20 protein-coding genes are annotated in these 24,206 nt (G+C 66.3%); 13 read left to right on the forward strand and 7 right to left on the reverse strand.

All coding sequences use genetic code 11. The features are described 5' to 3' along the window. Positions 1-12: 12 nt before the first annotated feature. From SMCB_RS11590 to SMCB_RS11605, 4 genes are all read right to left on the reverse strand, one after another. Positions 13-1,542 carry a carboxysome shell carbonic anhydrase gene (locus SMCB_RS11590; RefSeq protein ID WP_045537170.1) on the reverse strand — a complete coding sequence of 510 codons (1,530 nt, stop codon included), beginning with the start codon at positions 1,540-1,542 and terminating at the stop codon, positions 13-15. Positions 1,543-1,590: 48 nt separating this feature from the next. Then, on the reverse strand, positions 1,591-3,450 hold the full coding sequence (locus SMCB_RS11595; RefSeq protein ID WP_045537171.1) for an alpha-carboxysome scaffolding protein CsoS2: 1,860 nt from the start codon (positions 3,448-3,450) through the stop codon (positions 1,591-1,593). 109 nt (positions 3,451-3,559) lie between these two features. Continuing rightward, positions 3,560-3,886, reverse strand: coding sequence for a ribulose bisphosphate carboxylase small subunit (locus tag SMCB_RS11600; RefSeq protein ID WP_045537173.1), 327 nt, complete (start codon positions 3,884-3,886; stop codon positions 3,560-3,562). Between the two features lie 53 nt (positions 3,887-3,939). After that, the gene (locus SMCB_RS11605) at positions 3,940-5,361 is read right to left on the reverse strand and encodes a form I ribulose bisphosphate carboxylase large subunit (protein ID WP_045537175.1); all 1,422 of its coding nucleotides are present in this window, start codon (positions 5,359-5,361) and stop codon (positions 3,940-3,942) included. A gap of 151 nt (positions 5,362-5,512) precedes the next feature. Here SMCB_RS11605 and SMCB_RS11610 point away from each other — a divergent pair, with 151 nt between their 5' ends. Both SMCB_RS11610 and pyk read left to right on the forward strand, forming a co-directional pair. Next, on the forward strand, positions 5,513-6,457 hold the full coding sequence (locus SMCB_RS11610) for a LysR family transcriptional regulator (RefSeq protein ID WP_045537176.1): 945 nt from the start codon (positions 5,513-5,515) through the stop codon (positions 6,455-6,457). Between the two features lie 127 nt (positions 6,458-6,584). Continuing rightward, on the forward strand, positions 6,585-8,015 hold the full coding sequence (gene pyk / locus SMCB_RS11615) for a pyruvate kinase (RefSeq protein ID WP_045537177.1): 1,431 nt from the start codon (positions 6,585-6,587) through the stop codon (positions 8,013-8,015). Here the strand turns inward: pyk and SMCB_RS11620 are convergent. After that, positions 7,993-8,940, reverse strand: coding sequence for a LysR family transcriptional regulator (locus tag SMCB_RS11620; protein WP_045537178.1), 948 nt, complete (start codon positions 8,938-8,940; stop codon positions 7,993-7,995). The genes pyk and SMCB_RS11620 overlap by 23 nt on opposite strands. A gap of 99 nt (positions 8,941-9,039) precedes the next feature. On the opposite strand from SMCB_RS11620, the gene SMCB_RS11625 reads away from it, so the two are divergent. From SMCB_RS11625 to fba, 8 genes are all read left to right on the forward strand, one after another. Continuing rightward, positions 9,040-9,816 carry an HAD-IA family hydrolase gene (locus tag SMCB_RS11625; RefSeq protein WP_082027384.1) on the forward strand — a complete coding sequence of 259 codons (777 nt, stop codon included), beginning with the start codon at positions 9,040-9,042 and terminating at the stop codon, positions 9,814-9,816. A gap of 53 nt (positions 9,817-9,869) precedes the next feature. Further along, entirely contained in the window at positions 9,870-10,964 is a 1,095-nt protein-coding gene (locus SMCB_RS11630; protein ID WP_045537179.1) for a class 1 fructose-bisphosphatase, read from the forward strand. 53 nt (positions 10,965-11,017) lie between these two features. Then, positions 11,018-11,902 (forward strand): phosphoribulokinase, encoded by an 885-nt coding sequence (locus SMCB_RS11635; protein WP_045537181.1) that lies wholly within the window; start codon positions 11,018-11,020, stop codon positions 11,900-11,902. 27 nt (positions 11,903-11,929) lie between these two features. Then, complete coding sequence (gene tkt, locus SMCB_RS11640) at positions 11,930-13,951, forward strand: transketolase (protein WP_045537183.1); 2,022 nt, start codon at positions 11,930-11,932, stop codon at positions 13,949-13,951. A gap of 80 nt (positions 13,952-14,031) precedes the next feature. Then, the gene (gph, locus tag SMCB_RS11645; protein ID WP_045538138.1) at positions 14,032-14,730 is read left to right on the forward strand and encodes a phosphoglycolate phosphatase; all 699 of its coding nucleotides are present in this window, start codon (positions 14,032-14,034) and stop codon (positions 14,728-14,730) included. Positions 14,731-14,792: 62 nt separating this feature from the next. Next, on the forward strand, positions 14,793-15,800 hold the full coding sequence (gene gap / locus SMCB_RS11650) for a type I glyceraldehyde-3-phosphate dehydrogenase (RefSeq protein ID WP_045537184.1): 1,008 nt from the start codon (positions 14,793-14,795) through the stop codon (positions 15,798-15,800). 13 nt (positions 15,801-15,813) lie between these two features. After that, the gene (locus SMCB_RS11655; RefSeq protein ID WP_045537186.1) at positions 15,814-17,004 is read left to right on the forward strand and encodes a phosphoglycerate kinase; all 1,191 of its coding nucleotides are present in this window, start codon (positions 15,814-15,816) and stop codon (positions 17,002-17,004) included. A gap of 65 nt (positions 17,005-17,069) precedes the next feature. After that, complete coding sequence (fba, locus tag SMCB_RS11660; RefSeq protein WP_045537188.1) at positions 17,070-18,137, forward strand: class II fructose-bisphosphate aldolase; 1,068 nt, start codon at positions 17,070-17,072, stop codon at positions 18,135-18,137. 100 nt (positions 18,138-18,237) lie between these two features. Here fba and SMCB_RS11665 read toward each other — a convergent pair whose 3' ends face one another. Both SMCB_RS11665 and SMCB_RS11670 read right to left on the reverse strand, forming a co-directional pair. Beyond that, positions 18,238-18,564, reverse strand: a complete 327-nt coding sequence (locus SMCB_RS11665; protein ID WP_144400357.1) for a P-II family nitrogen regulator — start codon at positions 18,562-18,564, stop codon at positions 18,238-18,240. A 170-nt stretch (positions 18,565-18,734) separates the two neighbouring features. Continuing rightward, positions 18,735-19,736 (reverse strand): sodium-dependent bicarbonate transport family permease, encoded by a 1,002-nt coding sequence (locus SMCB_RS11670; RefSeq protein ID WP_045537192.1) that lies wholly within the window; start codon positions 19,734-19,736, stop codon positions 18,735-18,737. A 251-nt stretch (positions 19,737-19,987) separates the two neighbouring features. Between SMCB_RS11670 and SMCB_RS11675 the strand changes: the two genes are divergently transcribed. From SMCB_RS11675 to SMCB_RS11685, 3 genes are all read left to right on the forward strand, one after another. Continuing rightward, a complete protein-coding gene (locus SMCB_RS11675) occupies positions 19,988-20,557 on the forward strand; it encodes a thioredoxin family protein (RefSeq protein ID WP_045537194.1) in 570 nt (189 codons plus the stop codon). After that, a complete protein-coding gene (locus tag SMCB_RS11680; RefSeq protein ID WP_045537196.1) occupies positions 20,554-21,459 on the forward strand; it encodes a CoA transferase in 906 nt (301 codons plus the stop codon). Before SMCB_RS11675 ends, SMCB_RS11680 begins: the two co-directional genes overlap by 4 nt. Before the next feature lie 177 nt (positions 21,460-21,636). Beyond that, positions 21,637-23,964, forward strand: a complete 2,328-nt coding sequence (locus SMCB_RS11685) for an NADP-dependent malic enzyme (protein WP_045537198.1) — start codon at positions 21,637-21,639, stop codon at positions 23,962-23,964. Positions 23,965-24,206 lie beyond the last annotated feature (242 nt).

The following is a 24,206-nucleotide window of genomic DNA, read 5'->3' on the forward strand; positions in this document are numbered from 1 at the left end:
GGCTCCTGCGCTTTAGTGCCCAGCCACCGTGGCTGCGGGCGCATCGGCCCATTCGAGCCGCTGGCCGCTGTGGCGCTCGCTCACCGCCACGCGGCAGTGCAGCAGACCGCGCTCGGCCAAGTGGGCAAAACGCTCCCGCGCCGCCTGCGCCACGCGCAAACCGCGCGCCACCGCGCGCTCGCGCGAACCCGGCACACGCGCGCTGTAGGTGAAATGCACCAGCAGCGGCAGCGGCAAACCGCGCTGCACGTTCAGGCCCTGAAAGATGCGCGCGCCCACGTCGAGGTCGGCGGCACCTTCTTCGACCGTGTCGAGGTGGGCAAAATAAAACTGGTTGCGCAACTGCAGCGAGGGCACGGCCTCGCCGGCGCAGACAAAGGCTTCGTCGTGGCCGATCACGGCGTAGCGCCCGCCGTGGTGCTGTTGCACGTAGTCGAGCTGCGAGAAGTTGCCGACCAGCCAGGCTTGGGCCAAGCCCAGCAGCCCGTGTGGGAGGTGGTAAAGCGCAGCGCCGCCGAGCTCGGTGGCATAGCGCTGCAGCGCAGCATCGAGCGCCTGCTGCGCTGCATCGGCGCTCAGGCCCAGCGTGGCGCGGTACAGCGCGGCGCTGTCGAGGTAGCGCTCGGCGCGCAACTGGCCGCTGGCGTCGGGCAGGTGGATGCGGATCGCGTCGCAATCGGTGTCAACCCCGAGCAGCAGCACCTGGGGCGCGGCGCCGTGGCCATAGGTGTTGTCCACCGCCACTTGCAGCGCGTGCAGGCGCTCGATCGCGGCGGCCACAGCGGCGGCGTCGTGGCTGCCGTGGGCGGCGCAACCTTGGTCACAGGGGGCCGAGCTGCTGTAGTGGTAGGCCGCGACTTTGAGGTAGTCGAGCCGGTCGCCGCCTTCGATGGCCCCGGTGAGGCGCTCGAGCTCGCGCTGGGTCCAGTCGGCCACGTCGTGCTCGACGTCAAACAGCGCGCCGGCGTAGGCCTTGACCCAGACGAAAGGCGCGGGCGCGGTGCGCAGCACAAAGGGCAGCAGGCCCTGCAAGCGGCCGTCGGCGCAGGGGCTGATGTCGATGGTGTGAAAACCCAAGGCGTGCCAGTGCACGCTCTGCAGCGTCATGCGCGGCTGCCAGCAGGCTTGGTCGATGCCGGCGTGATCCACCGAAGCGGCAATGGTCGCAAACAGGCAGTGTGCGTACATTGCCGACATATCGACACCCTGCACCCAGGCGCTGGCCAGCCAGTCGGCGGGCAACTCAAAGCCCAGCCGCTCGAGCGCCAGCGCTTGCGCCTGCTGCGCAAAGTCGCGCTCGTGCTGCAGATTGGAGAGTGTGCGCAACACATCGGTGACGGCAGCAAAGCGGCCGCGCAGCGTCAGCTCGTAGTGGCGCAGGCAGTCGTTGAGCGCCGCATCCACCAGCGCATGTTGTGGGCGCTCTGGGACCAGCGGCGCACCAGCCGACCGGGTGCGCGCCGACGCCCCTGCCCGTGCGGTGGGCGCAGGGTGGCTGCTGGCGCGTGCGCTCAGGGCCAGACGGCGTTGCAGGGTGTTCATGGTTGGCGCTTCAAGGTCAAACGAGGTGGACAAAGGCGGTGGTGGCGCTCAGCCGCGCGCGCCGCCCGATACCGTGACCGTGGCGCCGCGCCCGGTGCTGCCCGAGGAGCCGGTGACTGGGCTGGGCGGAATTTCGGGGCGCACTTGTTCGCGCACCTGCTCGCGCGCTGCCCGTGCATCCATGCCCACGCCGCGCGGCTGGCCGCGCAGCGTCGGGTTGCGTCCTTGGGACCAAGCGCCTTCGGTGCTCGAGACGCGGCTGTTGCCGCTCCAGGCGTCGCCGGTGACGCGGCTGCCCTGCTGGCGCCCGTCGCCCGAGATCTGGCTGGAGGCCGTTGCAGGCGGTGTGGCCGGGGCGGCGGGTGCGGTCGGCGCGGCTGGCGTGCGATCGCTGGCAAGCAGGCGCCCAGTGGCACGGGGGCTGGAGCCGTGGCGGAACTCGGGCGTGCCGGTGATCATGCCTTGGGCCTTGAAGCCGGGGCCGGTGATGCGCTCGCTGGCGCCGCCGCTGCCGCTGGCCACGCCGGTGACCGAGCGCACGCGCTCGGGGGCGCGCTGGCGCGCCGGCGGCACGATGCTAAAGCCCTGTGGCGCCGTGGGCACCTGCTCCAGCGCCAGCTCGGGGTGGCGGGTGAGCCAGGCGCCGTCGATGCGGCACGAGGCGTGCTGGTTGTCGGGCCCGATGTAGGCCGTGCCGGTGACCGGCTCGCAGGCGCCGCGTTCATCACCCGTGACACCGCCGCCGCCCACGCCGGGCCGATCGCCGGTGAGCGACTGCGGCCGCCAGCTGGCTGGCTGCACTTGCGTTTTCGCGCTGCTGGAGCGGGCATACTGGGTGCCGGTGATCGGGCGCTGCGCGCCGGCTTCGCCGCCGGTGACGCTGCCACCGCTGTGCAGCGTCACGCCGGTCACGGTCTGCTGGCCACGGCTGGACATCACGCTGACCTTGTGCGGGCCGCCGCGCAGCCCCTCGTCTTGGCACAGCTGCAGCGTTTCGGCGGCCAGGTACTGCGTGCCGGTGATGCCGCGGCAAGCGCCGGTCTGATTGCCGGTGACCACCGGTTTGGGATCGACTTCGGTGCCGCTCACGGTCTGCTGTTGCACCGTGGTGAGCGACTGCCCGACTTTGGGCGGGCGCGGTTGCGGCCGCGCTTCGCACCAGGCTTCGAACTGCTCTTGGCCAATGTATTCGGTGCCGGTGACGTTGCGGCAGGTGCCGGGTTCTTGGCCGGTGACCTTGCCGCTGCGCTCGACTTGGGTGCCGGTGACTTCTTGTCCGCTCAGGGTGTGGCCGGCTTCGACCTTTTGCAGCACCGGCCGGGTGCGCCCGCTGGGGCGCATGGCGGCCGAATGGCTGCTGGCTTCGGTGCGGCCAGTGAGCGAGGCCACCAAGCGTTTTTGCATTGCCAGCTGCCGACCGGTGGCGCCTTGCTCGAGCGCGGTCTGCCAATCGGCGCGGTCGGGCATCGAAGCGGCGATGCGCGTGGCATTGGCCACGCGCTGGATGCCGGGTTTGCCCACGGCGGCCAGCGCTTGGCGCCGTGCGCGGGCCAAGGTGCGGCCCGTGGGGGCGGCGTAGGGGTTGCGCACAGGCGCCGCTGCAACACTCACGGCTTCAGCAGGCGCAGCGTTGTTGCAGCCGCAGCCGCCCGCAGCGCCGGTGCAAGCGCATTCGTTGGCTGCATCGGCGCGCGGCAGTTCAATCTGCGGGCTTGGGCTCGTATGGGCAGCGGCCAGTGCGGCCCCGCCCAAGCCCGAACGGCTGCCCGATTGGGCCTGCGCCAGCAGCGACTGCGCGCTGGCGCGGCTCGCCACCTTGCCCGCCGTGGCCATGGCTTGGCGGCGCAGGCGCGCCAGTTCGCGCCCGGAAAGCGTCACGTCGCCGTGTTTGACAGTGCTAGGCCCCATGGCACACCCCTCGATACTTTCTGGCGCGCAGCAAAGCCGCGCCGCCCTTGCGATGCTTGTGGATACAAAAAAGAGGGCGCTTACAGCGGCTGCCGAGCGCCCAGCGCTTTCAGCGATAGACCACGAAGGCCAGACCCTGGCTTTGCGAGTAGTTGTCGTAGGCCACGAAGCGCACCACGTGGTTTGGGAACTCGCGGTGGCAGGCTTCGACCTCGGTCAACACCGCATCCACGCTTTGTTCGCCAAACAGCGGCAGCTTCCACATGTACCAAAAGCTGCTGGTGGCGGCGGTGCCGCGCTCGGTGTGCTCGACCGCTGGGTTCCAGCCTTGGGCAATCGCGTAGGCGATCTGGCGCCGCACCTGCTCGGGCTTCATCGGCGGCAGGTAGGAAAAGGTCTCGTAGCGCTGGGTTTGTTGGTAGGCTTGTACGGCCATGATGGGCTCCTGTCAATGCTCGATGGGGTTGCTGGAAGGTGTGGACGCGGGCATCACTTGTGGGTCACGTCGAGCTTGTCGACGGTGTCGAACTCGAACTTGATCTCTTTCCAGGTTTCCATCGCGATCTTGAGTTCCGGGCTGTGGGCGGCGGCGGCGCTGAGGATTTCTTTGCCCTCTTTTTCCAGTTGCCGGCCTTCGTTGCGCGCTTGCACGCAGGCTTCGAGCGCCACCCGGTTGGCGTGTGCGCCGGCGGCGTTGCCCCAGGGGTGGCCGAGCGTGCCGCCACCGAATTGCAGCACCGAATCGTCGCCAAAGATGCTCACCAGCGCCGGCATGTGCCAGACGTGGATGCCGCCCGAGGCGACTGCGAACAGACCGGGCATCGAGCCCCAATCTTGGTCAAAGAAGATGCCGCGGGCGCGGTTTTCGGGCACGAACGATTCGCGCAGCAGATCGATCCAGCCCAGCGTGGCCTCGCGGTCGCCCTCGAGCTTGCCGACCACGGTGCCGGTGTGCAGGTGGTCGCCGCCCGAGAGGCGCAAAATCTTGGTCAGCACACGGAAGTGGATGCCGTGGTGCGGGTTGCGGTCGATCACGGCGTGCATGGCGCGGTGGATGTGCAACAGCATGCCGTTTTCGCGGCACCAGTTGGCCAAGCCGGTGTTGGCGCAAAAACCGGCCGTGATGTAGTCGTGCATGATGATCGGCGCGCCGATCTCTTTGGCGTACTCGGCGCGCTTGTACATTTCCTCGGGCGTCGGGGCGGTGACGTTGAGGTAGTGGCCCTTGCGCTCGCCGGTCTCGGCCTCGGCCTTGAGCGTGGCTTCTTGCACAAAGTCAAAGCGCTGGCGCCAGCGCATGAACGGTTGGCTGTTGATGTTTTCGTCGTCTTTGGTGAAATCGAGCCCGCCGCGCAAGCATTCGTAAACGGCGCGGCCGTAGTTCTTGCCGCTCAAGCCGAGTTTGGGCTTGATGGTGCAGCCCAGCATCGGGCGCCCGTACTTGTTCAGAATGTCGCGCTCGACCTGAATGCCGTGCGGTGGGCCGCCACAGGTTTTCACGTAGGCGATCGGGAAGCGCACGTCTTCGAGGCGCAGCGCACGCACGGCCTTGAAGCCGAACACGTTGCCCACCAGCGAGGTGAAGACGTTGACCACCGAGCCCTCTTCGAACAGGTCGATCGGGTAGGCGATGAAGGCGTAGAAGCAGCTGTCGTCGCCGGGCACGTCTTCGATGCGGTAGGCGCGGCCCTTGTAGTAGTCGAGGTCGGTGAGCAAGTCGGTCCAGACCGTGGTCCAGGTGCCGGTGGACGATTCGGCTGCCACCGCGGCTGCGGCCTCTTCGCGATCCACCCCCGCCTGTGCGGTAATCTTGAACACCGCCAACAAGTCGGTGTCGAGGGGGATGTAATCGGGCATCCAATAGGTTTGACGGTATTCTTTGACACCGGCACTGTAAGACTTGACAGCCATGCTTGCTCCTGTTTGTAGAAGGGTGGAACCAAGTACCTGCACCCTTGCTGTGTTGAGTGCCGATCCAATGGTTTGCATTGTTGGCCCCTTTTTTGTTTGATGCAAGTAAATTGTTCAGACTGTCATGTTTTATTGAAGTAAACTTACGCCCATGAACCTGCGCCACCTCACCCTGCACCAGCTGCGCATCTTTCACGCTGTGGCGCGCCACGCCAGTTTCGCCCGCGCTGCCGAGGCGCTGCACCTGTCGCCGCCCACGCTGTCGCTGCAAGTCAAGCAGCTGTCCGAGACCGTCGGGCAGCCCTTGTTCGAGCAGATCGGCAAAAAGATTTTTCTCACCGCCAGCGGCCGCACGTTGGCCGACGCCTGCCACGACATCGAAGCGCGCATGGAGCGCCTGAGCGCCGACCTGTCGGCCCTGCAAGGGGTGGAGCGTGGCAGCATCAAGCTGGCGATCCTGACCACCGTCAAGTACACCGTGCCCAAGCTGCTGGGGCGTTTTTGCGCCGTTCATCCTGGTATCGAGGTCAGCATGCAGGTGGGCAACCGCGAGCTGCTGCTGCAGCGTCTGGCGCAAAACCTGGACGACCTGACCATCATGGGCCAGCCGCCCGAGCAGCTGGCGTTGGTCTGCGAGCCCTTTGCCGACAACCCGCTGGTGCTGGTGGCGCCACCCGATCACCCCTTGGCCGGCCAGCGCCAGATCGACCCGCAGCGCCTGCAGGGCCTGCCCTTTGTGCTGCGCGAACCGGGCTCGGGCACGCGCTTAACCAGCGAGCGCTTTTTTGCCAACCAAGGGATTGCGATCAAACCCCGGCTCGAGCTCGCCAGCAACGAGGCCATCAAGCAGACCGTGGCCGGCGGCTTGGGGCTGGCGGTGCTGTCGGCGCACACGGTGGTGGCCGAACTGGCGCTGGGCGAACTGGTGCAGCTCGACGTGCAGGGTTTCCCGCTGATCCGGCGCTGGTACGTGGTCTATCCGCAGGGCAAGCGCCTGTCGGCGGCGGCGCTGGCCTTCAAAGACTGGCTGTACACCCACCGCAGCCCCGAGAGGGCCGGAGAGCACAGCGCCGGCGCCGAATCAGGCGATGCTTAAGCGGGGTCACAAAAGAATTGAAGGCGTTGACAAGGCACAAGGGCCAAGCAGGGGCGGCGCCGTCACGGGCCGCACTTCACGATCTGGAATAATGTTTCATCCATCACCGCAGCAGCCCGGAGCCCCCATGACACCACGCGCCACCAAGATCGTCGCCACCCTCGGGCCGGCTTCCAACACGCCCGAGATATTGCAAGCCATCATCGAGGCCGGCGTGAACGTGGTGCGGCTCAATTTCTCGCACGGCACCGCCGACGAGCACCGCCAGCGCGCAGCCATGGTGCGCGCTGCGGCGCAAAGCGCCGGGCGGGTGGTGGGCATCATGGCCGACCTGCAAGGGCCGAAAATCCGCGTCGGCAAATTTGCCCAAGGGCGCGTGCAGCTGCAAACGGGCCAGCCCTTCGTGCTCGACGCCGCGCGCAGCCTGCCGGGCGACGAAACCGCCGTGGGGCTCGACTACAAGAGCCTGCCCGACGAGGTGCAGGTGGGCGACGTGCTGCTGCTCAATGACGGCCTGATCGTGCTGCAGGTGCTGCGCCTTGAGGGCGCGGCGGTTCACACCGAGGTGCTGCAAGGCGGCGAGCTCTCCAACCACAAGGGCATCAACAAGCGCGGCGGCGGCCTCACCGCCCCGGCGCTCACCGCCAAAGACATGGAAGACCTGAAGGTGGCGATGGCGCTGCAGGTCGATTTTGTGGCCGTGAGCTTCCCCAAAGACGCGGCCGATATGGAGCTGGCGCGCCAGCTGTGCCACTTGGCCAACCCAGACGGCCCGCAGCCGGCCCTGATCGCCAAGATCGAGCGCGCCGAAGCCATCCCCGTGCTCGAAAGCATCGTGCTGGCCAGCGACGGCATCATGGTCGCGCGCGGCGATCTGGCGGTCGAGGTCGGCAACGCAGCCGTGCCGGCGCTGCAAAAGCGCATGATCCGGCTGGCGCACGCGCACGACCGCTTCGTCATCACCGCCACGCAGATGATGGAGAGCATGATCCACGCCCCCATGCCCACGCGCGCCGAAGTCAGCGACGTGGCCAACGCCGTGCTCGACGGCACCGACGCCGTGATGCTCAGCGCCGAAACCGCCGCCGGCAAGTTCCCGCTCGAAACGGTGCGCGAAATGGCCCTGATCTGCGAGGCCGCCGAACGCGCCGACCGGCACGACCTCGAGTCCGACTTCAGCGGCAAAACCTTCACCCGCATCGACCAGTCGATCGCCATGGGCGCGCTCTTCACCGCCTCGCACCTAGGCGCCAAGGCGATCGTGGCGCTGACCGAATCGGGCTCGACCGCGCTCTGGATGAGCCGCCACAAGGTGCACATTCCCATCTATGCCCTAACGCCGCGCCTGCGGGCACAGCGGCGCATGGCGGTCTATCGCAACGTGCACCCAATGCTGGTGGACTCCAGCACCGACCGCGACACCGCGCTGGCCCAGGCCGAGCAGCACCTCAAGGCGCGCGGTATCGTCGCCGCCGGCGACGTCTATGCCATCACCTGCGGCGAACCCATGGGCACCCCGGGCGGCACCAACATGCTCAGAATTTCGCGGGTGGGTTAAAGGGCAGCAACTGTCCGAAGCGCGCCGCCAGAAAACCCTCGCCGCGCTCGAGGATGAAGTAGCGAAAGGCCTCGGCCGCCGGCGAGAGCACTTTCGACAAGGTGTGCACCAGATTCCACGCCCGCACCACCGGCGTGGCCTCCACCTCGAGCCGGGCAATCAGGCCGTGCTGCAGTTCCAACCCGATGGTGTGCAGCGACAAAAAGCTCAAGCCCATGCCGGCCATCACCGCCTGCTTGATGGCCTCGTTGCTCGACATCTCCATCACCACGCGCGGCTGCAAGCGGGTGCTTTGCAAAAACTTCTCCATCGCCGCCCGGGTGCCCGAGCCGCGCTCGCGCACGATGAAGCCATAGGGCTCCAGCGCTTGCGCCGTGGGGTGGCCGATTTTGAGCAGCGGGTGATCGATCGAGGCCACGAACACCAGCGGGTTGGCGGCAAAGGGTTCGGTGCGCGTGGCCAGTTCTTTGGGCGGCTGGCCCATGATGGCGATATCGACTTCACCGCCTTGCAGCATGCGCAGCAGCTGGTCGTGGTTGCCCAACACCAGCCGCGTTTCCACGCCCGCGTGTTCGAGCCGGAACTGGCCGATCAGGTGCGGCAAAAAATACTGCGCCGTGCCCACCATGCCGATCGTCAGCTGCCCAACCTCGACCCGTTTGAGGCGCGCGGCGGCGTCTTGGGCGTCTTTGAGCGTGGCCAAAATCTTGCGCGCATAGACCAGCATGTACTCGCCGGCGGTGGTCAGCGACACCTTGCGGCCGCTGCGCTCGAACAGCGGCAGCCCCACGTTGTCTTCCAACTCCTTGATTTGCATGGTCACGGCAGGCGGCGTGAGGTGCAGGGCTTCGGCGGCGCGGGCAAAACTGAGGTGGCGCGCGACCTCAGTGAAAACCCTGAGTTGGCGAAAGGTGGTGTTTTTCACTCAGCTTATCCTGAATCGGTTGTGAATAAAACGTAAATTTACCTTATCTGGCTTTGAAACTACATTGCGGTTTCCCCCTAAATTTGCACGCCGCTTTCTATGCTCAATGCCCTGATCTTCGACGTCGATGGCACCCTGGCCGACACCGAGAGCGTGCACCTCGCAGCGTTCAACCACGCCTTCGCGCAAGAGGGGCTGGGCTGGCATTGGGACGTGCCGCTCTACACCCAACTGCTCGACGTCTCGGGCGGCAAAGAGCGCCTGCTGCACTACTGGCGCATGGTGCAGCCGGGTCTGAAAGAGGTCGATGGCGGCGCCGTGCGCGACACCGTGGCGCGGCTGCACGAAATCAAAACCGCTTGCTACGAGCAAGCCATCAGCGCCGGCGCGGTGGCGCTGCGCCCGGGCGTGCTCACGCTCATGCAGGCCGCGCTCAACCAGGGCCTGCAGCTGGCGATCGCCACCACCACCTCGCCGGTGAACATCGCGGCGCTGCTGCGCACGGCCATCGGGCCAGACTGGCGCAGCCACTTTCTGGCCATCGGCGACGCCAGCAACGCGCCCCTCAAAAAACCGCACCCGCAGGTCTATCTCAAGGTGCTGGCCGACATGCGCCTCGACCCGGCGCAGTGCGTGGCCTTCGAGGACTCGGCCAATGGCCTGCAGTCGGCCACGGCGGCGGGGCTGGCAACCGTCATCACCCCCAGCAGCTACACCGCGCAGCACGATTTTGGCACCGCGCTGCGCGTGCTGCCCGACTTGAGCCAGCTCGATTTGGGGCAGTTGCGCCAGTGGTTGGTCGAGCGCGAAGCCACTCGGGCCACCCTTGGCGCCCGGCGCCCAGCGGCCAAGCCCCAGGGCGGCACCAAACGTTGACGCCCCCAATCTCCAGCCGCCCCCCACTTTCATAAAAACCACCGAGACAAACCATGCTCCAGACCAACCGCTCCACGCTGACCCAGTTTTTGATCGAGGAGCGGCGCCGCTTCCCGCAGGCCAGCGGCGACTTCAACGCCCTCATCCTCGATGTGACCTTGGCTTGCAAAGCGATTGCGCGCACCGTGGCCTATGGCGAACTCGGGGGGGCCATGGGCAACTATGCGCCCGAGGTTGGTGGCAGCGTCAACGTGCAGGGCGAAACGCAGAAAAAACTCGACGTGCTGAGCAACGAATTGTTCCTGCAGCGCACCGAGTGGTCGGGCCACTTGGCGGGCATGGCGTCCGAAGAAATGGACTTGCCGTATCAAATCCCGGTGCAGTACCCGCGCGGCCACTACCTGCTGGTGTTCGACCCGCTCGACGGCTCGAGCAACATCGATGTCAACGTCTCGGTGGGCAGCATTTTTTCGGTGCTGCGCGCCCCCAAAGAGGTGGTTGAAAGCGGCCGCGATGTGGTTGAAGCCGATTTTTTTCAGCCCGGCGCTACCCAAATGGCCGCCGGTTACGCCATCTACGGCCCCACCACCATGCTGATCCTGACCGTGGGCCGCGGCGTCAACGGCTTTACGTTGGACCCGAACCTGGGTGAATTCATGCTCACGCATCCCGACATGAAGGTGCCGCCGGATACGCAGGAGTTTGCCATCAACGCCTCCAACAGCCGCTTCTGGGAGGCGCCGGTCAAGCGCTACGTCGATGAATGCCTGGCCGGCAAGACGGGGGTGCGCGGCAAAGACTTTAATATGCGCTGGATCGCCTCGATGGTGGCCGAGGCGCACCGCATCCTGATGCGTGGCGGCGTCTTCATGTACCCGCGCGACACCAAAGACCCGCTCAAGCCGGGCCGGCTGCGCCTGCTCTACGAAGCCAACCCGGTCGGGATGCTCATGGAGCAAGCCGGGGGCCGCGCCAGCACCGGGCGCGAGCCCATGATGGACGTGGTTCCGACCTCGCTGCACCAGCGCATTGGCTTGGTGTTTGGCAGCAAGAACGAAGTTGAGCGCATCGAGCGCTACCACCGCGAACCCGCGCAGGCCAAAGAGGGCGAGCCGCTGTTCGCTTCGCGCTCGTTGTTCAGAGACTGAAGCCCTGCCGCGGCGCAAGCCGCCCTTAGCCATACACAATCTAGGAGACCGCCATGTCTGAACGCCACCCCATCATCGCCATCACCGGTTCATCGGGTGCCGGCACCTCGACCGTCACGCGCACCTTTCAGAACATTTTTAGGCGCGAGGGCGTCAAGGCCGCCGTGATCGAAGGCGACAGCTTCCACCGCTTTGAGCGTAAGGCCATGAAGCAGCGCATGGCCGAGGAGGAGGCCGGCGGCAACCGGCACTTCAGCCACTTTGGCGCCGAGGGCAATATGTTCGAGCAGCTCGAGGCGCTGTTTCGCGATTACGCGGCCAGCGGTCAAGGCAAAAGCCGCCTGTACCTGCACAACGAGCTCGAGGCCGCGCCCTACGGACTAGAGCCCGGCACCTTTACCCCGTGGACCGACTTGCCCGCCGGCACCGATTTGCTGTTCTACGAGGGCCTGCACGGCGCCGTCAAGACCGAGACCGTGGATGTGGCGCGCTACCCCGATTTGCTCATCGGCGTGGTGCCGACCATCAACCTCGAGTGGATTCAGAAGCTGATCCGCGACAAAACCCAGCGCGGCTACAGCCAAGAGGCGGTGGTGGACACGATTTTGCGCCGCATGCCCGACTACGTGAACTACATCGTGCCGCAGTTTGGCCTCACGCACGTCAACTTCCAGCGCGTGCCGGTGGTGGACACCTCGAACCCGTTCATCACGCGCGACATCCCCACCGCCGACGAAAGCGTGTGCGTGGTGCGTTTTGCCCAGCCCAAGGGCATCGATTTCCAGTATTTGCTGAGTATGATCAACGGGTCGTGGATGAGCCGCGCCAACACCATCGTGGTGCCCGGGGGCAAGATGGAACTGACGATGCAGCTCATCTTCACGCCCTTCATCTGGCGCATGATGGAGCGCAAAAAGCGTGCGCTCGGTCTGGCCTGAAACTGATTCCGACCTCAAACTCTACGCATGAACACCCCCACCCCCGAACTGGCGCGCCAGATGGCGAACGCGATCCGCATGTTGGCCGTCGATGCCGTGGAAAAAGCCAAGAGCGGCCACCCCGGCGCCCCGATGGGCATGGCCGAGATCGCCGAAGTGCTCTGGAACCGCCACCTCAAGCACAACCCCACGAACCCGCTCTGGCCCGACCGCGACCGCTTCGTGCTCTCCAACGGCCACGGTTCGATGCTCATCTACGCGCTGCTGCACCTGAGCGGCTACGACCTGCCGCTGAGCGAGCTGCAAAACTTTCGCCAACTGCACAGCAAGACCGCCGGGCACCCCGAAGTCGGCATCACCCCGGGGGTGGAGACCACCACCGGCCCGCTGGGGCAGGGCTTGGCCAACGCGGTCGGCATGGCGCTGGCCGAAAAGCTGCTGGCGGCCGAATTCAACCGCCCCGGCCACCGCGTGGTCGATCACCACACCTACGTCTTTTTGGGCGACGGCTGCCTGATGGAGGGCATCAGCCACGAAGTCTGTTCGCTCGCCGGCACGCTGCGCCTGCCCAAGCTGATCGCTTTTTACGACGACAACGGCATCAGCATCGACGGCCACGTCGAGGGCTGGTTCACCGACGACACGCCCAAGCGCTTCGAGGCCTATGGCTGGAACGTGATCGCGCGCGTCGATGGCCACGACCCGGCGGCGGTGGACGCGGCGCTGCGGCAAGCCAAACAGCAATCCGCCGCCGCCGACGGCAAGCCGACCCTGATCTGCTGCCAGACCGTGATCGGCAAGGGCGCGCCCAACAAAGCCGGCACCCACGACGTGCACGGCGCCGCCTTGGGCGCGGCCGAAGTCGCGGCCACCCGCGCCGCGCTGGGCTGGGAGCACGCCCCGTTCGTGGTGCCGGCCGACGTCGCCGCCGCGTGGGATGCGCGCGCCGCCGGCGCCCAAGCCGAGGCCGAATGGCAGCAGCGCTGGCAAGCCTATGGCCGCGAATTTCCGCAACAGGCGGCCGAGTTCGAGCGCCGCATGGCGGGCCAGCTGCCGCCCGACTTTGAAGCCCGCCTGCCGGCGCTGCTGGAGGCCATCGCGGCCAAGCCCGAAGCCATCGCCACGCGCAAAGCGAGCCAAAACGCGCTCGACGCGCTGGCGCCGCTGCTGCCCGAGTTCTTTGGCGGCAGCGCCGACCTCACCGGCTCCAACCTGACCAATTTCAAGGGCTGCGTCAAGGCCGGCCGCGACACCTGGGGCAACCACCTGAGCTACGGCGTGCGCGAGTTCGGCATGGCCGCGATCATGAACGGCATCGCCCTGCACGGCGGCTACCTGCCCTACGGCGGCACCTTCCTCACTTTTAGCGACTACTCGCGCAACGCCATCCGCATGGCGGCGCTGATGAAGCAGCGCGTGATCCACGTCTTCACCCACGACAGCATCGGCTTGGGTGAAGACGGCCCCACGCACCAGTCGATCGAGCACGTGCCGAGCCTGCGCCTGATCCCGAACCTCGACGTCTGGCGCCCGGCCGACGGGCTCGAGACCGCCGTGGCTTGGGCTTGCGCGATCGAGCGCCGCGACGGCCCGGCGGCCCTGTGCCTGTCGCGCCAGAACCTGCCGCGCGTGAGCACGCTGGCGCAGGCCGACGCCATCCGCCAGGGCGGCTACGTGCTGGCAGAAGTGGCCGCTGCGCAGGCGCTGATCGTGGCCACCGGTTCCGAGGTCGAAATCGCCTTGCAGGCCCAAGCCCTGCTGGCCGCCGAGGGCGTGCGCGTGCGCGTGGTGTCGATGCCTTGCACCAACGTGTTCGACCGCCAGCCGCCAGCTTACCAAGACCAGGTGCTGCCGCCGGGGCTGCCGGCGCTGGCGCTGGAGGCGGCGCAGCCCGACTTTTGGCACAAGTACGTGGGCCGCAGCGGCAAGGTGCTGGGCATCGCCACCTATGGCGAATCGGCCCCGGCCAAAGACCTGTATCGCCACTTTGGCCTCACGCCCGAGCGCGCCGCCGACGCGGTGCGCGCCCTGCTGCGCCGCAGCGTCTGAAACTTTGGCTCGAACTCTTAGAGCCCACCCCCTAGCCAACCCTTACAGCCCAGCCCCCAGCACACCCCTTGCCGCACGACGTGAACACCACCCCCCTTGGCGACCGCCCCTACGACCTGATCCTGTTCGACCTCGACGGCACGCTGATCGAAACCGCACCCGAGATCGCCGACGCCGTCAACGACACCCTGCTGCAGTTTGGCTATGCCCCGGCCAGCCAGCAGCAGATCACCGACTGGATCGGCCACGGCACGCGCGAACTGCTGATCCAAGCCCTGGCCCAAGCCACCCACACCACGGCCGACGCGGTGCGCGGCTCGGCGCAGTTTGCGACCATCGAGGCCGCCTTTGGCGAGCACTATTTGCGCCGTTGCGGCAGCCGCAGCCAGCTCTACCCGCAGGTGCGCGCCACGCTCACGGCGCTGCGCGCTGCCGGCGTGCGGCTGGCGCTGGTGACCAACAAAGAGGCGCGCTACACCCAAGCCGTGCTGGCCGCGCATCAGCTGGACCAGGCCTTTGACCGCGTCGTCTGCGGCGACACGCTGGCGGTCAAAAAACCCGATCCGGCCGGCATCGAGTCCTGTTTGCAGCAGTTTGGCGTGGCGCCAGAGCGCGCGCTGTTCGTCGGCGACTCGTCGATCGACGTGGCCACGGCGCGCAACGCCGGCATCGCGGTCTGGGTGCTGCCCTACGGCTACAACATGGGTCAGCCGATCGCCGCCAGCGCGCCCGATCGCGTCATCGTCGATGTGAGCGCCTTGCTGCCCACGGCGTTTTAAAAACCAGAGCGCCGCAGGGCAAGCCTTACAATTTTTGTTTTCAACCCCGGAGACATTCCATCATGAGCATCAAAGTCGGCATCAACGGTTTCGGGCGCATCGGGCGCATGGTTTTCCGTGCCGCCATCGCCGAGTTCAAAGACATCCAAATCGTTGCCATCAACGACTTGCTCGAGCCCGAGTACCTGGCCTACATGCTGCAATACGACAGCGTGCACGGCCGTTTCAAGGGTGAGGTGGCGGTCGAGGGCAAGGACCTGATCGTCAACGGCCAGCGCATCCGCCTGACGGCCGAAAAAGACCCGGCCAACCTCAAATGGGGCGAAGTCGGCGCCGAGGTGGTGATCGAAGCCACCGGCCTGTTCCTGACCCAAGAGGGCGCGCAAAAGCACCTCGACGCTGGCGCCAAAAAGGTCATCATGTCGGCCCCGTCCAAAGACGACACGCCGATGTTCGTCTATGGCGTCAACCACAACAGCTACGCCGGTCAGGCCATCATCAGCAACGCCAGCTGCACCACCAACTGCCTGGCCCCGGTGGCCAAGGTGCTCAACGACAAGTGGGGCATCAAGCGCGGCCTCATGACCACCGTGCACGCCGCCACCGCCACCCAGAAAACCGTCGATTCGCCCAGCAACAAAGACTGGCGCGGCGGCCGCGGCATCCTAGAGAACATCATCCCCAGCAGCACCGGCGCGGCCAAGGCGGTGGGCGTGGTGATTCCGGCGATCAAGGGAAAGCTCACCGGCATGGCGTTTCGCGTGCCCACCAGCGACGTGTCGGTGGTCGATCTCACGGTCGAGCTCAGCAACCCGGCCAGCTACGCCGAGATCTGCGCCGAAATGAAGGCCCAGAGCCAAGGCGCGCTCAAGGGCGTGCTCGGCTACACCGAAGACAAGGTGGTGGCGAGCGACTTCCGCGGCGAGCGCTGCACCAGCGTGTTTGACGCCGATGCCGGCATTGCGCTCGACAGCACCTTCGTCAAGGTGGTGGCGTGGTACGACAACGAGTGGGGCTACTCCTGCAAGTGCCTCGACATGGCGCGCGTGGTTGCCCAGGCAGCCAAATAACCAAGGGCGCGCGATGAACTTCCTGCGTTTTTCTGATGTATGCGCCAGTGGCCAGGCCACGGGCAAGCGGGTGTTCATCCGCGCCGACCTGAACGTGCCGCTGACCCCGGACGGCCAGATCAGCGAAGACACGCGGGTGCGCGCCAGCATGCCGGCGGTGCGCATGGCGCTCGACGCCGGCGCGGCGGTGATGGTGACCTCGCACCTCGGGCGCCCAAGCGAAGGCGTGTGGCGCCCCGTGGACTCGCTGGCCCCGGTGGCGGCGCGCATGGCCGAGCTGCTGGGCCGCCCGGTGCCCTTGGTCGCCGACTGGGTCGATGGTGGCTTCGAGGTGCAGCCGGGCCAGGTGGTGCTGCTGGAAAACTGCCGCCTCAACCCCGGCGAGAAGAAAAACAGCCCGCAGCTGGCGGCCAAGCTCGGGCGCTTGTGCGATATTTTTGTGCACGACGCCTTTGGCACCGCGCACCGCGCCGAAGCCAGCACCTACGGCATCGCCGAGACCGCGCCGCTGGCTTGCGCCGGCCCGCTGCTGGCGGCCGAAATGGACGCCATCGGCCTGGCGCTGGCCAACCCCAAGCGCCCGCTGCTGGCGATCGTGGCCGGCTCCAAGGTCAGCACCAAGCTGAGCATTTTGCAAAGCCTGTCCGACAAGGTCGATGGCCTGATCGTGGGCGGCGGCATCGCCAACACCTTCATGCTCGCCGCCGGGCTGCCGATCGGCCACAGCCTGGCCGAGCCGGACCTGGTGGAGCAAGCGCGCAGCGTGATGCAAGCCATGAAGGCGCGCGGGGCCGAGGTGCCCATCCCCACCGACGTGGTGGTGGCCAAGCGCTTTGCCGCCGACGCCGAGGCCTGCGTCAAAGCGGTGGCCGACGTGGCCGCCGACGACCTGATCTTGGACATCGGCCCCGAGACCGCCGCGCGGCTGGCGGCGATGCTCGAGCGCGCCGGCACCATCGTCTGGAACGGCCCGGTGGGCGTGTTCGAGTTCGACGCTTTTGCACTAGGCACCGAGGCCATCGCGCGCGCCATCGCCGCCAGCCCGGCCTTCAGCATCGCCGGTGGCGGCGACACGCTGGCGGCCATCGCCAAATACGGCATCGAGTCGCAAGTCGGCTACATCTCCACCGGCGGCGGCGCCTTCCTCGAAGTGCTCGAGGGCAAAACGCTGCCGGCTTTCGAGGTGCTGGCGCGGCGCGCCTGAGAGGCTGCAAGCCTCTGCGAGCTTCCCCTTTTACACCCCCCCAGCCCCGACCGAGAGGATTTACCATGGCCCTGATTTCATTGCGACAACTGCTGGACCACGCCGCCGAGCACGGCTACGGTCTGCCCGCCTTCAACGTCAACAACCTCGAGCAGGTGCAGGCCATCATGCAGGCCGCCGCGGCGGTCAACAGCCCGGTGATTCTGCAAGGTTCGGCCGGGGCGCGCGCCTACGCCGGCGAGCCCTTTTTGCGCCACCTGATCGCCGCCGCCATCGAGATGTACCCGCACATCCCGGTCTGTATGCACCAAGACCACGGCGCCACGCCGGGCGTGTGCTTTCGCTCCATCCAGTCGGGCTTTAGCTCGGTGATGATGGACGGCAGCCTGCGCGAAGACGGCAAAACCCCGGCCAGCTACGAGTACAACGTTGAAGTCACGCGCAAAGTGGTCGAGCTCGCGCACGCCTGCGGCGTCTCGGTCGAAGGCGAGCTGGGCTGCTTGGGCTCGCTCGAAACCGGCAAAGCCGGCGAGGAAGACGGCCACGGCGCTGAAGGCGAGCTCGACCACTCGATGCTGCTCACCGACCCCGACGAAGCCGCCGACTTCGTGCAAAAAACCCAAGTCGATGCGCTGGCCATCGCCATCGGCACCAGCCACGGCGCCTACAAGTTCAGCAGCAAGCCCACCGGCAAGGTGCTGCGCATCGACCGCGTCAAAGCCATCCACCAGCGCATCCCCAACGTGCACCTGGTGATGCACGGCAGTTCGAGCGTGCCCGAAGACTGGCTGGCGGTCATCAACCAGCACGGCGGCGACATGGGCCAGACCTACGGCGTGCCGGTGGAAGAAATCGTCGAAGGCATCAAAAACGGCGTGCGCAAGGTCAACATCGACACCGATTTGCGCATGGCCAGCACTGGTGCCATCCGCCGCCACTTGGCCACCGATCGCAAAAACTTCGACCCGCGCAAATTCCTCAAAGAAGCCACCAAAGCCATGCAAGCGATCTGCGAAGACCGCTACCGCGCCTTTGGCTCGGCCGGCATGGCGTCCAAAATTGGCGCCATCTACTCGCTGGAAGCGATGCAAAAGCGCTACGACAAAGGCGAGCTCAAACCGCTGATCGGCTAAACACCAAAGCCACCCCAAGCCTGCATGGCAGGAGGTGGCAGTATTGGGCAGGAACCACAATCCCTGCGCACCGACCCCCGCCCACAAAGCGGGGGTTTTTTTATGCGCCGGCTGGAGCCTCAGCCACCTTGCGTGGCAGGATCTGGATGTCTTGCACGATCGCCTTGATGCGGTAGCCGCGCTCCATCAGAGCGTCGATGTCTTCAAGCACCCCGACCAGACGCCGCTCCGACAGAATGATGTGGATCATCACATTGCTGTCGCTGGGCAGGGTGCCGGTGTTGAGCCCCGAGGTGCCGGCGCCGGTGACCGTGGAGATGGTGTAGCCGCCGATGCCGCGCGGGGCCAGGGTTTCAATCACCATGCGCTGCAAGGGCTTGGCGGCGATCAGGATGAGCATCTTTTTTTGTTCGAGTTGGCGTTTCATGGCGGGTCTCCAGAGAGTTTCAATGGGCTGACGGGGTTTGAGGGCTTGTAGGTCTTGGTGGGCTTTAGCATGCTGGTGTTGCAGCAGCGCCGACAGCTCGGCGCTGCGCAACAGTATGGCTTTGGGTATTCAAAAGGTCATTACAGCCCACAGATATCAGCAAACGGTTTTTAAGTGAAGTTATACAGCCAAAGAGCATAGCTGTAAAACAACGGCAAACCCAGCAGCAGGTTGAAGGGCAGCGTGATGCCCAACGACGAAGTCAGGTAGATGCCCGGGTTGGCCTCAGGCAGCGAAGCGCGGCAGGCCGCAGGCGCGTCGATGAACGAGGCGCTGGCGCACAGGGCCCCAAAGACGAAGGAGCTGCCTATGTCCAGCCCGATCAACTGCGCCAGCGTAACCCCGACTATTCCATTAAAAGCCGGTACCAAGGTGCCAAAGCCGAGCATGAACCAGCCCACCTCACGAAAGGCGCGTATGTGGCGCGCCGCCGTCATGCCCATCTCGAGCAAGAAAAGCATCAAAATGCCGCGGAACAGGTCGTCGTAAAAAGGAGCAATCCGCTCCCATTGCGAATCGCTGGTCAAGGCACCGATGGCAATGCCGCCGCCAAGCAAGATGATGCCGCGCCCGCGCAACGTGTCGAGCAGCAGTTCGCCTACGCGAATCTGGTTTTTGTTTCCTGGATTGTTGGCCGCCAGTTCGCGCGCCATGGCCACGCGCGCGATCAGCAGCGAAAAGATGATGGCAAACTCCATCAGCGCCACCATCGCCACCATGTAGCCGGCGGCTGGGGTGCCCATGGCAGTGGCCAGGGTAAGCGAGGAGAAAAAGGTGGCGGTCGAGACCGAGCCGTAGTGCGCCGCCAGCGCCGCCGCGTTGCTGATGTCAAAGCGCCCCAGCAGCCGCGTTACTGAATAGACAAAAAGCGGTATGGCCAAGACCATGAACAGCGTCAGCCCGATCAGGGGGAGGAGCCCGCCTAGGTCGGCCTGCGCAAGCTCGCGCCCGCCCTCGAGACCGATGGAAAACAGCAAGTAGATCGCCAGCAGGCTGACTACTGCAGCAGGCAGCTCGAGTTCGCTGCGCAAAAAACCCGCAATTGCCCCCAAAACGAAGGCCAGGATGATGGGCTGGATGAGGTTGGCGATGAGTAAGTCGAAGCCAGGCATGGTGTCACTTTCAGTTGTTGCTCAGGGCAGTTGCGCATTAGACCGATGATGATGATTCAGGTAAAGTCATAAATAATTTATAGTCGAGTAAGGTGAAAATTAACCATGACCGCTGGCCCAAACTGAGCCGACGCAAAAGGCTGGGCTTAGAATGAGCGCCAGCCGCTGGGGCGCACGCAGGGCCAGTCTTGCGCGCCCACGCCCGCGCTTGCCTTGTCTGACCACCTCGCCACGTTGGAGGCAACACACCTATGGCCCGCACCCCCTCGACCATGCGTGCGCTGGGCAGCGCCGCACCCGATTTCTCTTTGCCCGAGCCGCTCAGCGGGCGCTTGGTGCAGCGGTCTGGCTTCAGCGGCCAGCCGCTGCTGGTGCTGTACACCTGCAACCACTGCCCGTTTGTGCTGCACATCCTCGACGAGCTGGTGCGGCTGCTCAACCACTACCAGGCCCAGGGCTTGGCGGTGGTGGCGATCAACGCCAACGACGTGACGCGCTACCCCGACGACGCGCCCGACCAAATGGCGCAACTGGCGCAGCGCAGCGGCTTTGCTTTTCCCTACCTCTACGATGAAACGCAGGCGGTGGCGCAGGCTTACCAAGCCGCCTGCACGCCCGATTTTTTCCTCTACGACGCGGCGCACCGGCTGGTCTATCGCGGTCAGTTCGACGACGCCCGCCCCGGCAACGGCGTGCCGGTTACGGGGCAGGACTTGCGCGCCGCCATCGAGGCCGTGCTGGCTGGGCGCGCCCCCGTGGCCGAGCAGCGCCCCAGTCTGGGCTGCAACATCAAGTGGAAGCCGGGCCACGAGCCGCAATGAATTCGGGTCGCGCCTCGGGCAGCCTCAAGCTCAACGCCTTGCAAGGCACGCGCCTGCTCAGTCTGGCGCTGAATCTGCCCGGTCCAGCGGCCTTGCAGCGCCTGCATGCCATGGGGGCGCGCTGCACCCAGGTGCTGCCGCCCAGCGGCGACCCGATGGCGCAGTACAGCCCACGGGCGCAGCAACAGCTGTGCCGCGGCATCTGGCAGACCACGCTCGACCTCAAAAGCCCCGTCGGTCAGCGCCGCTTGCACGCCCTGTTGGGGCGCGCCGATGTGCTGCTCACGTCCTTTAGGCCCGCCGCCTTGCGCCGCCTCGGCCTCGAGGCGGCCGCGTTGCGCGCGCGTTACCCCAAGCTGTGCACGGTGGCCATCGTCGGGGCAGCGGGTGCGCGCGCCGACGAGCCCGGCCACGACCTGAGCTACCAGGCCGAGGCCGGGCTGGTGCCGGGGCTCGAGATGCCCGTGAGCCTGCTGGCCGACATGGCCGGGGCCCTGCTGGCCAGCGAGGCGGTGCTGCAGGTGCTGGCACAGCGCCAGCGCAGCGGCAGCGGCGCGCACCGCGAAGTCTCGCTCACCGAGGCCGCGCACTGGCTGGCTTTGCCGCGGCAATGGGGCCTGACGTCAACCGGTGCCTTGCTAGGCGGTGGGCAGGCCACGTACCGCATTTACCCCTGCTTGGACGGTCGGGTGGCGCTGGCGGCGCTGGAGCCGCATTTCGCCGCCGCGTTGGCGCGTTTGGTCGGTTTGGCCGGCCCGGGCGGTGCCGCCGCAGCGCCCGACTGGGGCAGCGCCCAGGCGCACCGGGCGGTGGCCGCCTTCATGGCGCAGCGCAGCTGCGCGCAGTTGGAACAGCTGGCCATGACGCACGATCTGCCCCTGCACATACTGCCCGTTGGCTGAGAAGCTCGGAAGCAATCACTCAACCCGCCTTAACGCGCCCAGCTGTGGCACCAGCTTGGGCTTGGGGGCTCTATGGGAGCGGCCCGCACCGGCAGCATCGACATGGCTTCGCGCCTACAATGCTTTTGCCCCGCCTAGCCCGGCGGTTGAACCTTACACCAGACGAAGGCCAGCACCATGTCCACCCATTCCGATGACCAACGCGCCGAATTGCGGCGCGCCGCGCTCAAATACCACGAGTTCCCCACGCCGGGCAAGGTCGCGATACGCGCCACCAAGCAGCTCACCAACCAGCACGATCTGGCGCTGGCTTACTCGCCCGGGGTGGCGGCGCCGTGCGAAGAAATCGTCGCCGACCCGGTCAACGCCTACAAGTACACCAGCCGCGGCAACCTGGTGGCGGTGATCACCAACGGTACGGCGGTGCTGGGGCTGGGCGACATCGGCCCGCTGGCGGCCAAGCCGGTGATGGAAGGCAAGGGCGTGCTGTTCAAAAAGTTTGCCGACATCGACGTCTTCGACCTCGAAATCAACGAAAAAGACCCCGACCGCCTAGTCGAGATCATCGCCGCGCTCGAGCCCACCTTTGGTGGCATCAACCTCGAAGACATCAAGGCCCCGGACTGCTTCTACATTGAGCGCAGCCTGCGCGAGCGCATGCAGATCCCGGTGTTCCACGACGACCAGCACGGCACCGCGATCGTGGTCGGGGCCGCGCTGCTCAACGGCCTCAAAGTGGTCGGCAAGCGCATCGACCAGGTCAAGCTCGTGACCTCGGGCGCCGGGGCGGCGGCGCTGGCTTGCCTGGGGTTGCTGGTCAAGCTCGGGCTGCCGCGCAGCAACATCTGGGTCACCGACTTGGCCGGGGTGGTCTATCAAGGCCGGACCGAGCTCATGGACCCCGACAAGGTGCAGTTTGCGCAAGACACGCCGCTGCGCACGCTGGCGCAGGTGATCGATGGCGCCGACGTGTTTCTGGGCCTGTCGGCCGGTGGCGTGCTCAAGCCCGACATGGTGCGCTGCATGGCGGCGCGGCCGCTGATTTTTGCCTTGGCCAACCCCACGCCCGAAATCTTGCCCGACGAAGTGCACGCGGTGCGTGGCGACGCCATCATGGCCACCGGCCGCAGCGACTACCCGAATCAGGTCAACAACGTCCTGTGTTTTCCCTACATCTTTCGTGGGGCGCTCGATGCCGGGGCGCGCACTATCACCGATGAAATGGAAATCGCCGCCGTGCACGCGATCGCCGAGCTGGCCGAGGCCGAACAAAACGAGGTCGTGGCGGCGGCCTACGTGGGCGAGCAGCTGTCTTTTGGGCCACAGTACCTGATCCCCAAGCCCTTTGATCCGCGCCTGATGATCAAGATCGCGCCGGCGGTGGCCGAGGCGGCCGCGCGCTCGGGCGTGGCACAGCGCCCGATCGCCGACCTCGAGGCCTACCGCGAGAAGCTGCAGAGCTTCGTCTTTGCCTCCGGCACCATCATGAAGCCGGTCTATGCCATCGCCAAGCAGGCGCAGCACAAGCGCATCGCCTTTGCCGAGGGCGAAGAGGAGCGCGTGCTGCGCGCCTGCCAGATTTTGGTCGATGAGGGGCTGGCGCGCCCGACGCTGATCGGGCGCCCGGCGGTGATCGGGCAGCGCATCGAGCGCTTTGGGTTGCGCCTGCAAGTCGAGCGCGATTTTGATGTCGTGAACATCGAGCACGACGCGCGCTACCGCGAGCTGTGGCAGGATTACCACCGCTTGCAAGAGCGCCGGGGGGTGACCGAGCAGATCGCCAAAATCGAGATGCGCCGCCGCCTGACCCTGATCGGCGCCATGCTGCTGCGCCGCGGCGACGCCGACGGCCTGATCTGTGGCACTTGGGGCACGCCGCAGATCCACCTCAACTACATCGATCAGGTGATCGGCAAGCGCCCCCACGCCAGCTGCTACGCCGCCATGAACGCGCTCATGCTGCCCGGGCGCCAGGTGTTCATGGTTGACACCCACATCAACTACGACCCGAGCGCCGAACAACTGGCCGAAATCACCCAGATGGCGGCGCGCAAAATGCTGCGCTTTGGCGTCACGCCCAAGGCGGCGCTGCTGTCGCATTCCAACTTTGGTTCGTCGGACCAGCCCTCGGCGCTCAAGATGCGCCGCGTGCTGGAGCTGCTGCGCGAGCACGCGCCGTGGCTCGAGGTCGAGGGCGAAATGCACGGCGACGTGGCGCTCGACGCCGCGGCGCGGGCGCGCCTGATGCCGCGCAACACCCTCGAAGGCGAGGCCAACCTGCTGGTGTTGCCCAACGTGGACGCTGCCAACATCGCCTACAACCTGCTCAAGACCGCCGCCGGCGGTGGCATCGCCGTGGGGCCGATGCTGCTGGGGGTGGCCAAGCCGGTGCACGTGCTCACCGCCAGCGCCACGGTGCGGCGCATCGTCAACATGACGGCGCTGTGCGTGGCCGAGGCGAATGTGGGGCCGCGCGCCGTCGCTGCGGGTGCAGAACCGGCCTGATGCCCGTGCGCCGCAGCGGATTGGGCTTGCTTTTTTGGGGTGCTTGAGGCAAAATCACGTCTTCGTTTCACAGCTGGGGTGGGGTAGGCAGGTGCAGACCTTGCCCAAGCTGCCGGTTCATGTTTTTTGTTGCGCACAGCCCCCTGTCTCTAGCCACGTGTCGCTACGTCAGACGCAATGCCGCCTCGGGCTGTGGCTGGGTGTGCCATGGCGTGGCTTAGCAAGGCGTGAGGCCCAGCGCA

This window comes from Serpentinimonas maccroryi (assembly GCF_000828915.1).
In the GTDB taxonomy this organism is placed as follows: Bacteria; Pseudomonadota; Gammaproteobacteria; order Burkholderiales; family Burkholderiaceae_C; genus Serpentinimonas; species Serpentinimonas maccroryi.

Excerpts from the sequence above, each read along its gene's own strand:
- tkt (WP_045537183.1), top strand. The coding sequence starts at position 11,930 with ATGAACACCCCCACCCCCGAACTGGCGCGCCAGATGGCGAACGCGATC.
- SMCB_RS11665 (WP_144400357.1), bottom strand. The coding sequence starts at position 18,564 with ATGAAACGCCAACTCGAACAAAAAAAGATGCTCATCCTGATCGCCGCC.
- SMCB_RS11595 (WP_045537171.1), bottom strand. The coding sequence starts at position 3,450 with ATGGGGCCTAGCACTGTCAAACACGGCGACGTGACGCTTTCCGGGCGC.
- fba (WP_045537188.1), top strand. The coding sequence starts at position 17,070 with ATGGCCCTGATTTCATTGCGACAACTGCTGGACCACGCCGCCGAGCAC.
- gap (WP_045537184.1), top strand. The coding sequence starts at position 14,793 with ATGAGCATCAAAGTCGGCATCAACGGTTTCGGGCGCATCGGGCGCATG.
- pyk (WP_045537177.1), top strand. The coding sequence starts at position 6,585 with ATGACACCACGCGCCACCAAGATCGTCGCCACCCTCGGGCCGGCTTCC.
- SMCB_RS11685 (WP_045537198.1), top strand. The coding sequence starts at position 21,637 with ATGTCCACCCATTCCGATGACCAACGCGCCGAATTGCGGCGCGCCGCG.
- SMCB_RS11600 (WP_045537173.1), bottom strand. The coding sequence starts at position 3,886 with ATGGCCGTACAAGCCTACCAACAAACCCAGCGCTACGAGACCTTTTCC.
- SMCB_RS11635 (WP_045537181.1), top strand. The coding sequence starts at position 11,018 with ATGTCTGAACGCCACCCCATCATCGCCATCACCGGTTCATCGGGTGCC.
- SMCB_RS11590 (WP_045537170.1), bottom strand. The coding sequence starts at position 1,542 with ATGAACACCCTGCAACGCCGTCTGGCCCTGAGCGCACGCGCCAGCAGC.
- SMCB_RS11605 (WP_045537175.1), bottom strand. The coding sequence starts at position 5,361 with ATGGCTGTCAAGTCTTACAGTGCCGGTGTCAAAGAATACCGTCAAACC.
- SMCB_RS11630 (WP_045537179.1), top strand. The coding sequence starts at position 9,870 with ATGCTCCAGACCAACCGCTCCACGCTGACCCAGTTTTTGATCGAGGAG.
- SMCB_RS11610 (WP_045537176.1), top strand. The coding sequence starts at position 5,513 with ATGAACCTGCGCCACCTCACCCTGCACCAGCTGCGCATCTTTCACGCT.
- SMCB_RS11680 (WP_045537196.1), top strand. The coding sequence starts at position 20,554 with ATGAATTCGGGTCGCGCCTCGGGCAGCCTCAAGCTCAACGCCTTGCAA.
- SMCB_RS11625 (WP_082027384.1), top strand. The coding sequence starts at position 9,040 with ATGCTCAATGCCCTGATCTTCGACGTCGATGGCACCCTGGCCGACACC.
- SMCB_RS11675 (WP_045537194.1), top strand. The coding sequence starts at position 19,988 with ATGGCCCGCACCCCCTCGACCATGCGTGCGCTGGGCAGCGCCGCACCC.
- SMCB_RS11670 (WP_045537192.1), bottom strand. The coding sequence starts at position 19,736 with ATGCCTGGCTTCGACTTACTCATCGCCAACCTCATCCAGCCCATCATC.
- SMCB_RS11655 (WP_045537186.1), top strand. The coding sequence starts at position 15,814 with ATGAACTTCCTGCGTTTTTCTGATGTATGCGCCAGTGGCCAGGCCACG.